The sequence below is a fragment of the Deltaproteobacteria bacterium genome, from assembly GCA_022340465.1.
In the GTDB taxonomy this organism is placed as follows: Bacteria; Desulfobacterota; Desulfobacteria; order Desulfobacterales; family B30-G6; genus JAJDNW01.
In genome coordinates this window covers 1-18149 of sequence record JAJDNW010000070.1, presented here as the reverse complement: position 1 = coordinate 18149, position 18149 = coordinate 1, and the positions used below count along the sequence as shown (strand labels likewise).

Annotated in this window: 11 protein-coding genes; 2 read left to right on the top strand and 9 right to left on the bottom strand. The window is 55.5% G+C overall.

Features of this window, described 5'->3' with window-relative positions; genetic code table 11:
* Positions 1–3 precede the first annotated feature (3 nt).
* Positions 4–2409, bottom strand: coding sequence for a hypothetical protein (locus tag LJE94_10975; protein ID MCG6910632.1), 2406 nt, complete (start codon positions 2407–2409; stop codon positions 4–6).
* 213 nt (positions 2410–2622) lie between these two features.
* Between LJE94_10975 and LJE94_10970 the strand changes: the two genes are divergently transcribed.
* Positions 2623–3546 (top strand): diguanylate cyclase, encoded by a 924-nt coding sequence (locus LJE94_10970; protein MCG6910631.1) that lies wholly within the window; start codon positions 2623–2625, stop codon positions 3544–3546.
* A gap of 312 nt (positions 3547–3858) precedes the next feature.
* On the opposite strand, the gene LJE94_10965 is transcribed toward LJE94_10970, so the two are convergent.
* From LJE94_10965 to LJE94_10935, 7 genes are all read right to left on the bottom strand, one after another.
* Positions 3859–4329: a thioesterase family protein gene (locus LJE94_10965; protein MCG6910630.1), complete on the bottom strand. Its 471-nt coding sequence runs from the start codon at positions 4327–4329 to the stop codon at positions 3859–3861.
* 320 nt (positions 4330–4649) lie between these two features.
* Complete coding sequence (locus LJE94_10960; protein ID MCG6910629.1) at positions 4650–7196, bottom strand: mechanosensitive ion channel; 2547 nt, start codon at positions 7194–7196, stop codon at positions 4650–4652.
* Between the two features lie 131 nt (positions 7197–7327).
* Positions 7328–8389, bottom strand: a complete 1062-nt coding sequence (gene corA, locus LJE94_10955) for a magnesium/cobalt transporter CorA (protein MCG6910628.1) — start codon at positions 8387–8389, stop codon at positions 7328–7330.
* A gap of 105 nt (positions 8390–8494) precedes the next feature.
* Positions 8495–9412, bottom strand: a complete 918-nt coding sequence (locus tag LJE94_10950; protein ID MCG6910627.1) for a hypothetical protein — start codon at positions 9410–9412, stop codon at positions 8495–8497.
* Between the two features lie 72 nt (positions 9413–9484).
* Positions 9485–10510: a tyrosine-protein phosphatase gene (locus LJE94_10945; protein ID MCG6910626.1), complete on the bottom strand. Its 1026-nt coding sequence runs from the start codon at positions 10508–10510 to the stop codon at positions 9485–9487.
* 95 nt (positions 10511–10605) lie between these two features.
* Positions 10606–11277, bottom strand: coding sequence for an acetate--CoA ligase family protein (locus LJE94_10940; protein ID MCG6910625.1), 672 nt, complete (start codon positions 11275–11277; stop codon positions 10606–10608).
* Positions 11278–11587: 310 nt separating this feature from the next.
* Positions 11588–13081, bottom strand: coding sequence for a CoA-binding protein (locus LJE94_10935; GenBank protein ID MCG6910624.1), 1494 nt, complete (start codon positions 13079–13081; stop codon positions 11588–11590).
* 405 nt (positions 13082–13486) lie between these two features.
* Between LJE94_10935 and LJE94_10930 the strand changes: the two genes are divergently transcribed.
* Positions 13487–13936 (top strand): CBS domain-containing protein, encoded by a 450-nt coding sequence (locus LJE94_10930; protein ID MCG6910623.1) that lies wholly within the window; start codon positions 13487–13489, stop codon positions 13934–13936.
* 142 nt (positions 13937–14078) lie between these two features.
* Here the strand turns inward: LJE94_10930 and LJE94_10925 are convergent.
* On the bottom strand, positions 14079–18149 hold a 4071-nt coding region (locus LJE94_10925; protein ID MCG6910622.1), incomplete at its 5' end, for a hypothetical protein.

The following is an 18149-nucleotide window of genomic DNA, read 5'->3' as shown; positions in this document are numbered from 1 at the left end:
CGGCTACCGTTTCAGAACCCCCCAGACGTTTTCGTGCATATGGGTAAGCACGATGGTAAACATGGCCTGCAGCAGATCATGTGCTGATATAATGGGGGTGGATTTTTCCAGCACCTTTGCCGGTCCGATCAAACAGGCGCTGTTTCTTTTGAGTGCTTCCAGTTCGTCGAGCAGGGCGAGTGCCCTGGTTTTTTTCTCTGCGGACATGTCGGCAGCCGCGTCGCCGGTCAGTTTAGCCTTGAAGCGGTTCACCTTCATAAAGGAAGCCGAATAAAGGGCTTTTTTAAGCTTTCCACTCTTGAATATCTGTTGCTTCAGAATGAGCCCCTTGATGGATGCGTTTATTTGCCGGTGCGTGGCATTTAAGATCGGCCGCAGCATATCTCGTGTGTCCGGACTCATGATCATACTGATATAATTCACCTTTTTTCCTTCAGCACCTAATTTTCCATCAAATTCGGCAACGGCATGGGTCCAGAAAATTCGGCTGGTTTTCCCCAATAGTTCCGGCATCCGGTTTTTCGATTTGACACCTTCCTTGATATCTTTCTTGATTTTCATAAGCGTTTTGGCGGTGTCCGTGAACAGGCGCTTTCCGGTAACCATGTGAAAAACCATGGCGACGGCGGCATACCAGTCCTGAAGGTACAGGATCAGTGACGGGTCGCCGTATATTTTTTGGATGATGTTGTTGGGAAATGTGTGGGTGGGCGTGGCAAAGGCGGGCGTGCCGCCGAGCGGCGGCTGTTCGATCTCTCTGCCGCCTTCTGTTTCCAGCCATGCCGCCGTTTCCACGTCGATCAGACCGACCGAATAAAGGGATGCGGACTCCAGAAACTGGGGAAATTTCGTGGGATCCCCGGCGATGAGAAGGTTGTCCGGTTTGAGGTCGCGCATGGCCACTTTCCTGTTGTGCAGCCACGCCAGCAGATCGAGCAGATTGGTGATCATGCTGGAAATCTGCGCTTTATTGCGCGTCAGGCTTTTATTGGCCACATAAGACGCGATCATACCCCGGTAAGCGTCGACGGACGTCCGCTTTTCTTTGAACAGTTTATTGGCGATGCCGTGCAGTCCTGACGCCATGCCGGATTTCATGTCAAAATCGGCGGAACTGAGCCGCCCTTTGGAAAGGAAGGTCAGAAACCATTCTTTGATCTGGAAATTCTGGACGGCGTTTTCAACACTGTTTTGCCGGAGGAACTCTTTGACCCGGCTTTCAAAACGGTTATACACCGACTGTATGTCATCACAGATCGCACTGCGGCCATGTCCATACCGGGCCTCGAATGCCATCGTGTCCCAGGGAACATCGGGATGGTCCGTGATCTCTTTGGCGAAGTTGCGCCGGGGATCGTGCATACCGTCAATGATGCTTGCCAGAAAATAGTACTTGGAAAGATCCATGAAATAGGCGTAGGCCCCTTCGATTTTCAGAAACTCCCGAAACGCCTGGTTGTCTTCGATCCAATCGATGTATTTTCGCTCCAACGCTTCCGGCGGCAGCGAGCCGTCGTCATAAAAGGGGTGAACCTTCTTCAGGATGACCGAAATACTGGGCACCAGGCATTCTCTGGGAGCCAACTTGCCGGCAATTCCAGCTTCCTTTTGGAGCCTCTCGAGGTATATGTTGAAATTTTTGATGGGGTAGGGGGGGATTTTTACCACGAGGTGATCGTCGTAGATGACATAGTAGCAGCGGCTTCTGCTGCCGCTGTCTTCACCGATGCGGCCCAGCGACATCCGCCGGGTGGCCCATTCATCGCCTATTTTTACCCGCAGTTCGTAAATACGGTTGCCATCGGGTGCAGGGGGGGCCAGCGGCTTGAGGGCCGTCGGAGCGTCATCGTCGGCACCTTTCTGTGCCTTGAACACCTTCAAGAAGTGTTCGACGACGATTTCCCGCCCCCTGTAATCGACGTCGGCTTCAACGGTTTCCGCTGTTTCGGCAGGGTGTGTTTTCTTTTCGACGGCCTGTTTGGGCGGCGTGCCCGATCTCCTCTTGCGCAGCAGCACAACGGCGAAAACGATGCACAAAAGAATGCCTGCCAGCCCCAGCGCCCAGCGTATGAACAGGGGCTTTTTTTTCAGATTGCCGGGGCTGACCCGGGTCATGAGGCCATCGGCGGTTTCTTTGCCCGTATCGATCTGTTTCTGCATGAAACGGGCGATGCCGGACCCTTCCCTGACCCCCCCCTGTTCGATCTTGCGTACCTTGTCGATGGGCACGAAATCGGTTTCGTCTTTGTGCCTGTAAAAGACCTTGTCATCCTTCACCCAGGTTTCATCGACGACGATGCGGGTATTATCCTTCAGAATGATCACACTGCTGGTAATGAAATTCTTGAAAATCAGCGCACCGAAAACGACGGTTAAAACGAGCAGCAGCAACGGTATCAGTTTTTTCATTCCAACAGGTTCCCGGTACGGTTTGATCCTGATGATTGGGAAGAGATTGGGCTTCACCAAAATTGTGAATAGCAGTTCAGGCACTATAAAGAATATCCGCTCAAGTGTCAAACCGCTTTATGCGTGCTTTAGCGATTGAATTTCCCCCTGTCGCGTGGTATCGAATTGGATAAACCGCATCGTTGCACAAACAACAAGGATCTATGCTTTTCAATGAACAAGCCCATGCCCATATTGATCGCTGAAGATGAACCGGTTTCCCGCAAAGTGTTAAGCCGGCTGTTTACCAAGGAAGGATTCAGCGTTACTGCTGTGGAGAATGGCCGCAAGGCCTTGGACGCATTCGAGAAAAAATTTTATCCGTTCGTCCTGACCGACTGGATAATGCCCGAGATGAGCGGCCTGGAACTGTGCAGGGCGATTCGCAGCCAGGAGGACCGCGGATATGTTTATATCGTTTTGCTGACCCACAAAGATACGCAGGATGACATTATCGTGGGGTTGGAAGCAGGGGCGGATGACTACCTGACCAAACCGGTTTACTTCGTGGAGCTTGCCGCGCGCATCAAGAACGGCAGGCGCATCCTCGAACTGGAACGCAACCTGAAAAAAGCCAACGATGAGATTTATACCCTCACCATCACCGATTCTCTGACGGAAACCTACAACCGGCGCTATCTCAACGAACACCTGCCAAACGCCGTCGACCGGGCGCTCGAGCAGGCCAGGCCGTTGTCGGTGGTTTTGTGCGACATCGATTATTTCAAACGGGTCAACGACACCTACGGCCATGCCGTTGGGGACGCGGTGCTGAGGTCTTTTGCAAGGATCATCAGGGATTCCGTCGATTACCGCAAGGACTGGGTTGTCCGTTACGGCGGAGAGGAGTTTCTGCTGGTACTTCCCGAAACCGATTTTGACGGAGCCCGAAAACTGGCGGAGATGCTGCGGGAATTCGTGGCCCAGGCCACCATCAGGGCGTCAGGGCATGAGATCAGTATCACGGCAAGCTTCGGCCTGGCAGGAACTCGGCAACAGGGTGGAAAAGCGGGTAATTCACCGGATAAGCTGCTGGATATGGCCGACGCCAACCTGTACCGGGCCAAGAAGGGGGGGCGCAACCGGGTGGTGGGATAATTTACCTCATAGTTGCATAAACAACATGGCAAGTAGTATATAATGATTTGTTGTCACAGTGGATATCAAAACAGCAACACCACTTTCCGGATGCGACATAAGGTGAATCTCAAGGATGATGTCTATTTTGCCATGTTGTTTACCACTCCGGGAAAGCCCGAGGTCTTCAGATTCTGCGTTGCTGAGGATTCGAAGTAAAGAACTACGTCTTCACCCTCAGACGCCTTGACTCTGAAGCCCTCAGGCTTTTGCAACATTGAGGTTCGAAGTTGTAATGTTGAACTGCGGCACTGGGTGCATTCCACATTGGCCTTAGCCGACAATATACGTTCCCGTACCCACCGCAATGAGTTTTCCCAAATCGTTGTGCAGTTCCATGCGGGCGACGGTGACTTTTTTGCCGGAGCGCATCGTCGTTCCGGTGGCATAAAAAGACTGCCCCAGTCCCGGTCGCAGGTAGTCCACCCGCAGATCGATGGTGCCCACCTTGTAAATTCCTTCGGCGATCTCCTCGGGGGGTTTTGTCCGCAGTTTTTTGACGACGCCGATGGAGGCCACCATACCACCGGTGGCGTCCAGTACCGACGAAATGACCCCGCCGTGGAGCACGCCGTGGACATAGTTGCCGACAAGCTCGGGCCGCATGTCGAAGGCAACCCGAACATTGTCCGGCTCGATGCGTTCTATGCGCAGCCCGAGCACTTTGTTGAAGGGCAACTTGTTTTCGTACACATCGGCCAGTATTTTCAACATATCGGAGAGGGATGGTTTTTCTGCATGCATGTTGACAACCTTAGGACATATATTAAAACGGTGTACGGTATACGGTGTATACGGTTCACGGTATACGGCGTGCCACGTGTTAATGGCTTTCCGGAGCGCCGCCTGAAAGCTGTTTTTGAACCGAGATAGCGAGCGCATTCCCTGCAGCTTGCTGCAGGGTAAGCGAGCGAATCATAATTGATAGAATTCCTTACGGTGAAGATTCCCCTTACGCTTGCTGCGGGGAGTGTTCAATGGTTTCCTATAAGGATCCCAGGGGCCAAGGGGAAAAAAGCGCGTAGCTCATAGCTGACAAAGTGCCATGAGCTATGACCTGTGAGCTATGAACTCATCTCTGTTTCACCTGACCCCTCTGATCCTTGGCCCCTTGAATCCTGATAAAACAGGTGAACATCTCTCTGCGGAAACGCTATGACAATATTTTTTTCTTTAAAAAGGCGATCGATATCAAACCGAATGGCGGTTTCCACCTTGAACATGTTGTCGATGTCGGTCCATGCACGGAGTCTGAAGATCAGGGCGCTGTCGCCGAAATCACGAAAAATGACATCCGGTGGCGGATTTTTAAAAACCTTGGCCGTGCTCTGGGCAATTTCCAACAACGTTTTGCGCACCAATTCGATGTCCGAGCCATAAGCCACGCCGACATCTATTTTCACCCTCAGGCGCTTGTCCTTGAAACTCCAGTTTTTGACCTGCTGGCTGATAAATTCGGAATTCGGAATGATCAGGGTTGCGTTGTCATAGGTCTGAACCACGGTCGAACGGACGTTGATTTTTTTTACCGTCGCCCAGGTCTCGTTGATTTCAATATCATCCCCGACCATTATGGGACGCTCGATCAACAGGATGATGCCGCTGATAAAATTATTGAAAATCGCCTGCAGGCCGAAACCCAACCCTATGCCGAGAGCACCGAATCCGACGGCCAATGACGTCGCACCGAAACCAAACACGTGCAGCGACAGGAGAATCCCGAAGGTCCACAGGGAATAAACGGATATCATCGTGATGGAATTTTGAAGGCCGGTGTTCATACCGCTTCCGGAGAGGATCTTTTCCTTTAAAAAATAGCGCCAGAACCTGGCCAGGGCCTGGGTCAAAATCAGAATCAGCAGGGCGTTCACCAGATTCATCAGGCTGAATCTGATGCTGCCGAGGGGCACCTCCCTGGTTGCCGCTTTGAAAACGTTCATCAGGATGACTTTCTTGCCCCCCCAGGCGGTAATCAAAAAAATGGACGTCGAGATCAGCCAGGCAATCCAGCCCACCTGCAACGCCGCCCAGTGGAACAACAGGGCTGGCTTGGGATGATCGTCTTCATTTTCGATAATTTTCGTCTTGAGGATGAGGCGCCATTCCCTGAGGGCGAAGAAGATCAAGCTGGACCATAGGAGCACAATGGCCGAGATGCCCCAGGAGCTGTACCACAAGGCAGCCAGCCCGCTGTAGCCTGTGAATTCAAGCACAACGCCCGCGGCGACGATCCCGTAACTCATAAAGGACAGCAACGGGACGATTTTATACCCGGATGTTTCCGCAGGATAGCGCTCCTTTTTGAAGGCGTTCCAGAATATGATCAACCAGGCGACAAGGAAGGCTTCCAGCACCAGCCTGGCCATCTGCAACAGCAGGATGTCGCTTTCCGCTAGCCAGGCAATGAACAGATAGATCAGGGAAAAATAGCGGATGAACCTGACAAGCCCCCTCAACAGACGCGCTTGTCCATTTTTCAACCAGGCGCATTCGTTCAGCCACAGATCGAAGAACAGATACCCCCATTTCGTAAAGAGAATAACCGTCAGGGCAAGGATGATCGTTTTGATCAACGGAATATTGCTGTACAAGCCGCCGATGCTCGAGTAAACAAATGCAAAGCCCGTGAGGCCGAATAGGTACAAGGTCTGGACACTCATATTCACGGCAAGGCATTGATACCTGTTTGGGTTGGCGTCATCTTCGTGGCTATATTTCCTGAGAAAGGATTTCAGCCGCATAAGCAGGAACTGCAAAATACAGTAGATGACGATCAGGCTCATCAGAAAAGATTGCCCCGATTTCCAATCCGTGCGCAACTCTTTGAGCCAGGTTTCCTTCTTCGACAACTGCCTGAGACGGGCCCGTGATTTTTCTATGGCACCCATCAAATCCTTTTTGTTGAAGATGGCGGTTGGAGAGTTTGTGCGCGACAGAAGAAACTGCCTTTTGCGAAGTTCGATTGTTTCATCGAAGTCCGAAGCGAGGTTTTCGAGCATGTCGCGGATCGCTTCGAACTGTTGCAGAAGGGAAGTGTCGTTTTCCTGTATGTCGTTCAGCAGGTCTTGTTTGGCTCTGAGCACACCTATCAACGTTTTGAGATCGGCGACGACACCTGTGGTGTCTCCACCATCCCGATTCAGTGCCTTGAGCGATTCCAGTTGATCTTTGTTGATTTGGATTCGCCCCCCGATCTGCCCCAGTTCCTCCCGCGTGGCAGCCGAGTCCTGTTTGAAGGTTTTTATACGCAGTTGGACATTTTCGAAAGCCACATGGTTGTCGCTGCGGGCGCTTTCCAGGTATTTGAGGTTGGTGGACTGCATCGTGAGCAGATTGCCATGGGCGGAGATTTGGACCTTGTAGGCATTGATTTCTGAAAGCACAGCCTGTTTCGTGTGCGGCAACTGCTGCATCCGGCCCTTGAGTTTTTGAAGGTCCGTCGATTCCGACTGAATGGTCTCCTCCAGAGACTTTTTCAGTGCCTTGTAATCCGGTGCCGGCAGGCTGCTGGCTGTTTGGGCCAGGGAGGGGCCTGATAACAGGGCGCACACGAGCATCCCGATGGGTAGTGTCAAAGCCAGGTTTTTTAAAAAGAAAGAGCGTATCGTCATTGGTTTAATTTTCCACACGGGAAAAGGATTCGAGGGTTCCAGGGGAAAGCTCATAGCTGATAGCACGTAGCTGATAGCCCGCTATCAGCTATGAGCTATATGCTTTTTCCCCTCCGACCTCAGGATTCCGATTACTTTCCGATCCATTTTTTTCGTCTAAACCATACCAGCAGGCCGATGAAAATGACGGCCATTACCAGCAGCAGCACCGGGTAGGACCAATGCCAATCCAATTCCGGCATCCATTTGAAGTTCATGCCGTAAATTCCGGCAATAAAGGTCAGAGGAATGAATATGCTGGCCATGACGGTCAGCACCTTCATCACCTCGTTCATGCGGTTGTTCAGGCTTGAAAGATAGATGTCCAATATGGCGGACAGCATGTCGCGGTAGGTTTCGATCGTTTCAAGGGCCTGAACGGCATGGTCGTAGACATCCTTGATATAGGCGTGGATATCCTCATGGAAAATCTGCGATTCGTCTTTTATCAGGGCATGGATAATTTCCCGCAGGGGCCAGATCGATTTGCGGATGTACAACACGTCCCTTTTCAGGTGTTGAATGTCGTGCAGCATTCCGGTGTGCGGGTGGGAAATGACCTCATTGTCCAGCAGTTCTATTTTGTCGCCCAACACTTCCAACACCGTGAAATAATTGTCCACGATCGTGTCGATCAATGCGTATGCCAGGTAATCGCTGCTCTTGTTGAGGATACGCGGCCGCCCCTGTCTGATCCTGTTGCGAACCGATGTGAAGACATCATCGGCCGAGGGCTGGAAGGAGATGACGTAAGACGGCGCTACGATCAGGCTGACCGGTTCATGCACAATGGCCTGATCCGATTCTCTGGTGTAAAGCATTTTCAGCACGATAAACAGGTAATTTCCAAATTCCTCGATTTTCGGGCGTTGATGGCTGTTGACGATGTCCTCGAGAGTAAGCGCGTGCAGGCCGAACTGGGAACCGATTTCGGCGACGAGTTCGGTGTCGTGGATGCCGGTGATGTTGAACCAGGTCACCGAATTTTTTTCAATGAAGGCCGAACAGTCCCGGATATCGTGGACTTCGGACTCCACCACTTCCTGCTTGGTGTAATCGATGACCTGGATCTTGACGCGGTCCTCTTTCTTGTCACCGACATACACCAGCGCACCGGGCGGCATACCGGCTTTAATGGAGGTCCCTTTTTTCAAAAGTCGTACTCCTTGAATCGTATGTGACTTTAGGTTGAGCGTTTCAAATCAGGGTGATTGGAATGTCGGCAGTCGTATATTTCTTAACCGGATTTTTGTAAAATATCAATAGAACATCCCAGCGAGGGGATAGCCGCCCCGATTGGCAATGGAGGCGTGGAACTTTTTTTCGATTTCCCGGACCCGCTGCATGCGTTCGGGGCTCAGGAAAAGAAGATAAGGGTCCGACTGCGCGTCCACCGGGCGGCCCAAGAGGTTTCTTTCCAGCAGAAACAACGACTCGATCGATTTGTCGCAGGCGGGGTAGCCTTTGTCGTCGATGGGAATCTCGTTGCTGTGGTCGATGGTTGAAATATTGTTGATGTCAACCAGGTGGATGGTGGCTGACCTGGTGAAGAGCAAATTGCCGACACCGGCAAGGTCGGGAATGCGCCCGGAGGCGCGGATCATCTTTTTCAGGTATTTTATGAAGGCCTTGGCGTGCTGTTGAAGCACGTGTGTTTTCCTTTCGGCAAAAGCCCATGGATCTTGATGATCCCGGGGCGCCCAGCCGCTGTAAGTAGACTTGACGGCACCGATCAGGTCCGGGTTCCAAGGATCGAGCGTTTCTCCCTCCACATATTCCTGCAGACCGCACAGGACGATTTCACTGCCGTCCGGTTTTTCATAGTGAACGATGAATTCGCTGGAGGCGGCGAAGTAGGCTGCCGGCAGGTATTTTTGGATAATCTTGTAGTTGACGATTTCATCTTCTATGTCCACCAGGCTATTGAACGGCCGGCGGAAAATTCTCAACATCTTAATCGGACGGGCCAGGGGGTATCGGCGGACGCCCTCTGTGACGATGCCTTTGGTTTCGTTGGCGACGTCCTCAGGGTCGAGCAACTGAATGATCCGGGACCGCAGCCCTTCGGTGAAATGCCCTCTGAAACGGTACCGTGAGGCGTTGCGGATGAAATTGAGGGCGAGAACATCCTCGTGGGTGATGGTTTCCCGGTCGCGGATGTCGATGGGTGTTTCCATAGATCCAAACATAGATGTAAGCCGCCGTTGGGCGGATTGCAGTTTTCGTCATTCCGCCTTGGCAACCTGCCCTCAGGCGTCTGTCGTAATTTCCCGCCTGAGTCGCTGCAGGTCCCGGCGCGCCAGGCCCGCTTTCTTGATCAGGTATTCTTCCGCGGATCCGTAGCGGGTTCTGAGGCGTTCGAGCACGGCCTCGATGGCCTCGCGAGGGGCCGTCAGATAGGAGCGCATCTTTTCGGGATCGATGCCGCATTTCTTGATCTCCTGCTCGATGCGGCCGATGACCTCGGCGTTGTAGGTGTTGGAGAGCTGATGGTCGGCGATCACCACCGGTTCGGGCACCCCGGCCGTCAGCATGATCAGGGCGGTGCACACGCCGGTGCGGTCCTTGCCGGCCGTGCAGTGAAACAGGAGCGGTCGCTGATTGTTATCCATCAGGCGTTCGAAAAACTGTTTCCAGAGGCCGGGGAATCGATCGACCTGTTTGAGGTAGTTGTTGGTCATAAAATCGTCTGTCAACCAGCTGATATCTCCCTTTTTGATGCTATCGAGCGCTTCGGCAGGGTCGAATTTCCCGTGGGCGATCGGCATGTGCAGGTACTGCATGGATTCGTCTTGGGGCAGTCTGTCGGGTTGGGCTTGGGCTTCCTCCCGGGTCCGGAAATCGCAGACAAGCCGGATGCCGATGCGCTTCAGGAGCAGATGGTCGTTATCCGTCAATTGTGAAAGATTGGCGGACCGGTAGATCATCCCCCAACGCATGCGCCGATTGTCCTTGGTGCGATATCCTCCGATATCTCTGAAATTATACGTTTTTTCAAGGGGCAGCCGCCGCTGGGCCCAGACAACGCCCGGGCCGTTTCCCCGGATAAGTTTGAAATAGGGGTTGTCCGGGCGCCCGGTTAGGGACAGCTCGAGTCCGTCCCCTCCCCGGACCTCGGCGACAGGCGCCCGCATGTCGATGCCATGCGGGGAGTCCCCGGCGAATACCCGGACCCGTTCATCCCTTTCCAGGGCATCCCACGAGATGCGGAATACCCCGTTGTCTAAACGTTCGACGGCGATGCCCGACAGTTGTTGATCGTTTCTTAATGACATGGTCAATCAATGTCCCATACGGGGAATGGAAGAAAATCCCATTTCTTATGGCGATGACTTCAGCTGTGGTTATCGATCTACTGCCCGCGGTGGTGTCAATCCCCCAGCACAACGAGGGCATCCACGGCAACGGGGTTGCCCGCCACCAGCTTGATCGGGTTGATGTCGATTTCGGCGATGTTTTTGTTCTCCAGGCCGAGCCGGCCCAGTGCTATCAGAAGCTGCGCCAGTTTATTCCTGTCGGCAGGCGGTTTTCCCCGGAAAGCGTCCAGAATTTTTTTTGCACGGATGTCGTCGAGCATTTCCATGGCGTCGAATTCCGACAGGGGAGCGACCCGAATGGCGACGTCGTCCAGAATTTCGGCCAGCACCCCCCCGAGGCCAAACATCACACAGGGGCCAAACTGGGGATCCCGCTTCAAACCGGCCATGAGTTCGCGGTTGCCTTTGACCATCGGCTGTACCAGCAGCTCGTCCACGGTGACGTCCTGACGGTTCCTGAACCCCCGAAAGGCGTCGACGAGGCCCCGTTCATCCCGTATATCGAGTGCGATCAGGTCCATTTCGGTCTTGTGGCTCATGCTTTCACCCGAGCCCTTGAGTACGATCGGATACCCCAGGTCGGCGGCCGCCGCGAGGGCCTCTTCTTCGGTGTGGACGGTCTTTTCACTGGTGACGGGAATGCCATAGGCGGACAATACGGCTTTGGATTCGAATTCGGAAAGGTTTTTTGCGCCTCGGTCCAAGGCTTTTTGAATCAATTCCATCGTTTTTTCCTTCCACGCATTAAAAATGTTCCGTTCCCCTTTTGGCACTTGTTCGATGACACTCAAGCGTCGTCACCGCATCCATTCGTGCGAGCAACCATTTTTAATGTGTATTAAATTAGTTCAAGGGTCGGGGAGTTTTAGCTTAAAACCCTTGTCATTCCCGCGAAGGCGGGAACCCAGATAGCGATTAGCTGAATGCCCTGGATCCCCGCCTGCGCGGGGATGACGGGAAAAACACCCCGACGGCTCAATTGGTGTTTTATCTACATTCCAGTTTTCATATCAAAGAATCGAATGCCTGTCTTGGTCAACCTTGCTGTATCGTTTTGCTGTCTGTAACCGGGCACGAAGATTGCCTGAATGCCGCATAGGCGGCCATGTGGGCGATGACCCTCACCGCTCGCTCCGGGGTAGGGTAGGACACCACCCGGTAATCCCGGAGGGTAGCCTTGTGCACACTGTCGGTGCCAATGGACACGGCTATAATGGGTTTACCGGTGGCATCCATCAGGTTTTTAATGCCGGCAAGAATGGCATCCGGTTGAGCGGACAGGTTTTTCTGGTGTGCGCGCACCCTGTCCATGGCTTCCATCAATTCCGCTGGGCCGGTTACTTTTTCCGAGGCTTTAAATCGGTATGTGGCCCGGATCGCCCCCAGAGCGATAACGGCATCGACACCGTTCCACTCGGCCAAAAGCGATAGACATTCCAGGAAAGGGTCGTGGGAGATGGTGGCCACCATGTCAATCGGGTTCCCCCGGCTCCAGTAACTGGGCAGCAGCTTGTCGATTGCTTTGACAATGCTGTCCGGCAGGGGCGGTACGACAAGCCCGTTTTCCTCGCAGCAATCGGAGGTGATCACCCCCCAGCCGCCGCCGCGTGTCAGAATGCCGACACGTTTTCCTTCGGGTATGGGGCAGTTCGAAAAAGCTTTGGCGCAGTCCATCAAGGTTTGGCTGGAGCGCATTTCGATGACGCCTGCCTGGTGCATGGCTGCTTCGAAAACCCGATGGGAGCCCGCGATGGCGCCGGTGTGGGATGCTGCCGCTTTTTCGCCCGCACCGGTACGGCCCCCCTTGAACAGCAGCACCGGTTTTTTGCGGCTGGCCTCCGCCGTTGCCGAAAAAAGGGCAATATCAGGATCCACGCCCTCCATGTAGGTCAGGATGACACGGGTAGCTTCATCGTCGGCCAGGAATTTCAGGTAGTCCGCACTGTTCAGATCGCCTTCATTTCCACTGCTGACGAATTTTTCAAAACCGACCCCTTCGTCGGCCCCCCAGGCGAGCATCTGCACCCCGACATTGCCGCTCTGGGAAAACATGGAAACCGGCCCTTTTAAAGGCATGATGGGCGGCATGAGCGCGTGGAGCTTTGACCGGGCGCTGTAAATGCCCATGCTGTTGGGGCCCACAACACGCATACCGGACGTTTTGGCGCTTTCTATGAGCCGCTTTTCGCTGGCTTTTCCCTCGGGACCCGTCTCGCTGAATCCCGCGGTTATCACCAGGAGGAAGGCGACGCCTTTTTCACCGCACTGCCGTACGATGTCGGGGAGCGTTTTCGCCGGCGTTGTAACGAGAGCCACGTCGACCGGTCCGGGAATATCGGCGACCGACGGATAGCACTTTTGCCCCAGCAGAGCATCCAGACCCGGGTTTACCGGAAAAAATTTTCCCTGAAAATCGCCTTTTAGGATGTTTAGAGGAATGATCGATCCCCATTTGAAAGGGGTTGCCGACGCACCGATCAAGGCGATGCTTTCAGGATTGAACAGGCGCTCTAAGGTATTTGAATTCATTGCCATATCGATGCTCTGGTATCCAGTCCCATCCGTACTGAACCCCAACGTTGCAATGTTGAGGTGAACCGTCCGCCCCATGGCGATCGCCGGTGGAAGATGAAGGGAAACGACAAACAGAGGGTGATATATGACAAATGCCGGTGAAGGTCAAACAGGAACTTCCGGAGACCTGCGGCGCAACCCTTTTGACAGGCGCGTTGATTGGTATTAATGTTCCACTAGAACACCGGGTAAACTGGCTGTCCCGCAAGGCCTTGCGGCGGGACTGAAAGCGTATCCCGCAGCTTGCAGTGCTGGATAGGAATTTAGGCCCGCCCAACTGACGGCGGATAAATCTTTTGAATAGGAGCGACGCAGTCGCGTTTCATAAAATCGTGGAACACGATTTTATTGGAGGTGGGTATGATCAAAGCGAGTGAAATTATGACGTCCGACCCGGTTTTCGTGTCGCCGGAAGACGAAGTCAGCCGTGCGACAGCCATTATGATCGAAAAGGGGTTCAATGGGCTTCCGGTTGTCGACGATCAGGGACAGCTGGTGGGTATCATCTGTCAGAGCGATATCGTCGCGCAGCAGAAAAAGCTGCCCCTGCCTTCCTACTTTACCTTTCTGGACGGCTTGATCAGCCTGCGCTCCACGAAAGCCCTCGAGAAGGAGGCCCGGAAGATAGCCGCTACAACCGTCAGGCAGGCCATGACGTCCGACCCCGTGTGGGTGCCTCCCGACGCCACCATCGAGACGCTTGCCGCACTGATGGTGGACCGCAATTTTCATACCCTGCCCGTGGTCGCGGAGGGAAAACTGGTGGGGGTTGTGGGCAAAGAGGACATCCTCAGGACACTGGCGGGATAAACGTACCGCTATACCGGTTGTCAAGCGTTATAAACACAAAGGAATCCGTCGCCACACGGCAGCGGATTCCTTTGCGTTTTGGGATGCACGTCTTTATTCCTGTATTTGAAACCTGGTCCTCTAAGCCAGGATTTTTTACCTTTTACGGACAGGTATCGCGCCAGTTCAGCCTGCCCGACTTGGTGGTTTTGATGGGAAGATTGGGCTGTGGAATTTCCACAATCGTACCGGTGCTCGTTTGCACGAACGCCTTGCTGCCCTCCTGTCGGCCCACGTGCAGGTTCGGCGTCGTAGCCAGTCCCCTGCCGATGGCCAGCCTTGTGGTCACGACCGTGTTTCCGGTACTGCCTGTATAGGTTCCGCCATTGCTCAGGGTGGTAAACACCGCCTCATAGTAGGCCGTACCGGTCTGGTAATAAACACCGTACAGAAATGCCTCGCCTTCGGGTTTGCATATGTCGGCAAAGGGCTGGTAGGTGGTGAAAGTCATCAGGCCTCCCAGAAGGGCCCCCTGGCCCAGGTTGCGTTCCCGGTCTTCCTCCAGCGCCAGCACCCAGCCGTCGGTGCCTGTGCAGCCGTTGGTGGGGTCGCAGGTGCCTACAATGTAATCCCGCAGGTCGGCAAAGGTACCGACATCAGAAGGCAGACAGCCGGATGCACCGGTTTTACAGTTGAGTGTGGACGCATAGGGGGTAATGGCTTCCTGCACCTCGATGCCGTCCACCTGCAGCAGGGTCCGGGATCCGGCATCGTTGCCGGCCGCCGGTTTGGTCGTGGAGAAAGTGTTATCGACCGGCGCCCAGGTGAAATCGCCAGTGTCGGCATCCACCGGTTCCTTGATTCCGTAGAAATACTCTTGGGCGTTGCTGCTGGCATCGGACTTGTCCTTGATGTCAAAGAAGCGTCCCGTACCGAAGTAGACCCAGAAAAAGGTTCCGTCGGTGCCGATGCTGGGGGCTGCGGTCACCGGTCTTCCGACATCGATCATGACCGCCGGGGTACTCCAGTCCTGGGGATCGCCTTCGTTGGTCACCCAGCGGTAGAGCTTGCCGCCCCAGCCCCCCCAGGTGCCCTCGATGGTTCCGAAGTAGACCACGTCGGCCTTGTAAAGATCGTAGAGGTCGTAGTCCACGGTGACGGTGTCGGACACGAAACCGTTCGGGGACGACCCCAGGTCGAAGCTCCCCGCCGTGGCGTAGTCAATCGTACTGTTATTGGGAATCCGGAACGCCTGCGGAGGCGTGGAATCGAACAGATTCAGGGGGAACATGCCGATCTTGGCGTGCTGGGTACTGAGACCGGTTACATCCGTGGGGCCGCTCCCCAGGATGAGGTACCAGTCCGAACCGTCTTCGCTCGTCTTGATGGGCACGACAGCCGGTACCGCCGCGGTGTAGGCCAGGTCGACGCTGCTGCCCGGGTCGTAGGTCATTTCGCCCAGGAGTCGAGGCGGGTTTTCCGGGTCGGAGACGTCGAAGACCATGTAGGCGGAGGTGAAGACCCTGTCGTCCGTGTAAGCGGTGGCCGATACCTCCGATATGATCTCCTGGGCCGTTATGCGATAGCCGCCGAAGCGCATGCCCACCACCATGATGGTGCCCCACCCCTCAACGTGTCCGAGGGTGTTCGGCGAGGAGTCGAAGATCTGGACGTCGAAGACCCGGGGCTTCAGGTCCACGAAATATTTATGGTTGTATCCGGGATCGGTCAGGCACTTGAGGTGCGGCAGCAGGTTGTAGGGCACGTAGGCCCACAGCTCGGCACCCAGTGCGGGGCCGGTGTCTGAAAAGGTGCCCGTGCCCGTGTTGTAGCCGCGCCAGAATTTCTTGTAGTTATCGTCGTAAAAGCCGGCGTTGATGGCGTGGACCATGCCGTCGTTGCCGCCGAAATAGATCACGTGCCGCCGGTGCTGGTATGCATCGTAGAAGGCGGCATACTCGTCGTCCTGGTAAAGCTGATGATAGCCTTCCGACGGCCGCGAGACGGCCGTCGGCGTCGAGTGCACCACGTCACCCAGCCGCCAGGTGATGGTGGCCGGGCTGCCGGGCAGGTCGAAATTGGTCGGCGTGTTAAGTTCCCGTGGGCGCAGGGTGTTGTCGCTGAGATCGTCCAGCCCTCTGACCCAGCTGATGATGCGGTTGACCTCGTCTGTCGTGGTCACGCCGAAATCGATGGGAACCGGCGCCCGATCACCGCTGACAGCCAATGCCGCCGTGCCCCAGTCGCTGCGGATGGTAAAGGGCAGCTGCTCGCCGCTGTCGACCACGCCGTCGTTGTCCAGGTCGTCCCAGGTGAAGATGTAGCGCTGCTGGGTGCTGGCGAGAAAGCCCGCCCGGTTGGTGTTGATGTCGGTATCGCTGATGCCGGCCAGCCACTCACCCGTGGACCACAGGTAGTTGACCTCGTGGAGGGACTTGGCGTTGCCGGCACAGGTGCCGTCGAGTTCGAGGTCCTGGTCGCAGGCCTTTGATTCTCGGGCATCCGTGTCGTAATAGAGGACGACCTGTTCGTCGCTGCTGCTCAAGGCGTAGTCGCCGTCCGTGTCTTCAAACATTTTGCCGTAGGCGTCCACCAGAAGGGAGTGCACCTCGCCGGTCCAGGTGACCTTGTGCTTGGGTTCGCCGTTCACCATGGGCCCATCGATGCTGGGCCAGAAAATGGCCTGGTAGATGGCGCCCTCGCCGCCGCGGGTGGCAGAGATGACCGAGGCCGCAGACCCGGCCGCGGCGCCCGCGCGGATGACGTTGAACACGGTTTTGAGCTCTTCGTTCAGATCCTCGGGGTTGTCGGCATAATAGGGCGCGTCCGTTCCGCCGTTGGCGGCCGCATCGTCCATCATGGTCGCCGGGCTGCACTCGCCGGTGCCGCTGGTGCGCGGCGTGCCGGCCACCACGAAATAGGTCTTGATGTTCTGAAAGTGCTCCTCGGCATCATAAGATGCTTCTAAATGGATGTTGGTGCCGTGGTAGCCGTAATAGGTAATGTCGTCCAGATAGGTGCTGCCGTACAGATCGTTGCACTTTGCCGTCGTGTCGCCGTCGTCGTCGCTCTGGCCCGACACCGCGGCAAAGGTGGTCACATCGGTGTTCAGGTCCGCCGTGGAAGCGCCCTCGGTGATCACCAGGATGTTGTTGCTCTGGCACCAGTCCGTGCAGGGGGCCGTGGCGGCGTCGATGGTGAAGTCGGCGGTGTTGAGGCGCATGTCGTTGCGCTGGGTGTAATAGCCGATGGCGTTGTACACGGCTTCGGCCAGGGGGGTCCAGGAGTCGGCTTCGATGGCGTTGATGGCGGTCACCATGGCATTGATGTGGGCCGTGGTTCCGTCGGCGATTTCGGTGACCACGTTACCGCCGTCGGTGGTGCCGTCGCATTCATAGAGAATCCTGGTCAACGTGGGGTTGGCGGCCGCATCGGCATCGCGCAGGGCGCACTCGGCCTGGGCCCCGTCGTAGTTGAACTTCATGACGCCCATGCGGATGTCGCTGGCGAACTCGTGCAGGAGGCCCGAGGGGCTGTCGGCGGCCCACGCGGCGTCGTAGATGACGCTTTGCATGGTCAAGAGCGGGTCGCCCAACTGGCCGGAGACGCCGGTGTCGGTGAGCATGGCCGGCAGGTTGTACACCTCGCCGGTGGCCGTGGTCTGGTCGCTGGGGTCCACGACCTCGGGCAGTTCGAGCCCCTGACAGAACCGGTAGAGCGCTTCGCTGACGCAATTGGTGGCGTCGGCGACCCAGTGGGCCGGGATGATGATGGCCGTGGGGTCGTCACTGCATTCCTCTTTGGCGAGCCAGGCCTTGTTGCAGGAGTCCTGATTGGCGTTGTAGTTGCCGGAGCAGTATTCAACAATGCCGCCGGTGCAGCGGTCGCCCTCGATCAGGGCATCGCCGCTCATGGATCCGCTGGTGTAGGTGCCGGCGGCCAGGTCACAGGTGATGGTGGTGCAGGTTTCACCGCTGCCGCTGATGATCTCTTCGGGCACCCAGCAGCTGCCCACATAGCCCGTTCCTGTGTTGGTGGTGTCGTCGGTTCCGTCGAATTTGCCGTAGCACACGTATCCCGGGCTTTCCGGGGTGATGCTTTCCGGGTCCTGGGAGGCGTACAGGGTCTCGCAGTGGTTCTGTATGGAGATGGCGTGCTGGGTCCTGTCGCCGGTTTCGTAATCGTCGTGCGTGTCCCACCACCAGCAGCTCTGCACGGCCTGGTTGAAGGCCGG

Coding starts and splice junctions, on each gene's coding strand:
- LJE94_10945 (MCG6910626.1), bottom strand. CDS start 10,510: ATGTCATTAAGAAACGATCAACAACTGTCGGGCATCGCCGTCGAACGT.
- LJE94_10930 (MCG6910623.1), top strand. CDS start 13,487: ATGATCAAAGCGAGTGAAATTATGACGTCCGACCCGGTTTTCGTGTCG.
- LJE94_10950 (MCG6910627.1), bottom strand. CDS start 9,412: ATGGAAACACCCATCGACATCCGCGACCGGGAAACCATCACCCACGAG.
- LJE94_10960 (MCG6910629.1), bottom strand. CDS start 7,196: ATGACGATACGCTCTTTCTTTTTAAAAAACCTGGCTTTGACACTACCC.
- LJE94_10975 (MCG6910632.1), bottom strand. CDS start 2,409: ATGAAAAAACTGATACCGTTGCTGCTGCTCGTTTTAACCGTCGTTTTC.
- LJE94_10965 (MCG6910630.1), bottom strand. CDS start 4,329: ATGCATGCAGAAAAACCATCCCTCTCCGATATGTTGAAAATACTGGCC.
- LJE94_10940 (MCG6910625.1), bottom strand. CDS start 11,277: ATGGAATTGATTCAAAAAGCCTTGGACCGAGGCGCAAAAAACCTTTCC.
- LJE94_10935 (MCG6910624.1), bottom strand. CDS start 13,081: ATGAATTCAAATACCTTAGAGCGCCTGTTCAATCCTGAAAGCATCGCC.
- LJE94_10970 (MCG6910631.1), top strand. CDS start 2,623: ATGAACAAGCCCATGCCCATATTGATCGCTGAAGATGAACCGGTTTCC.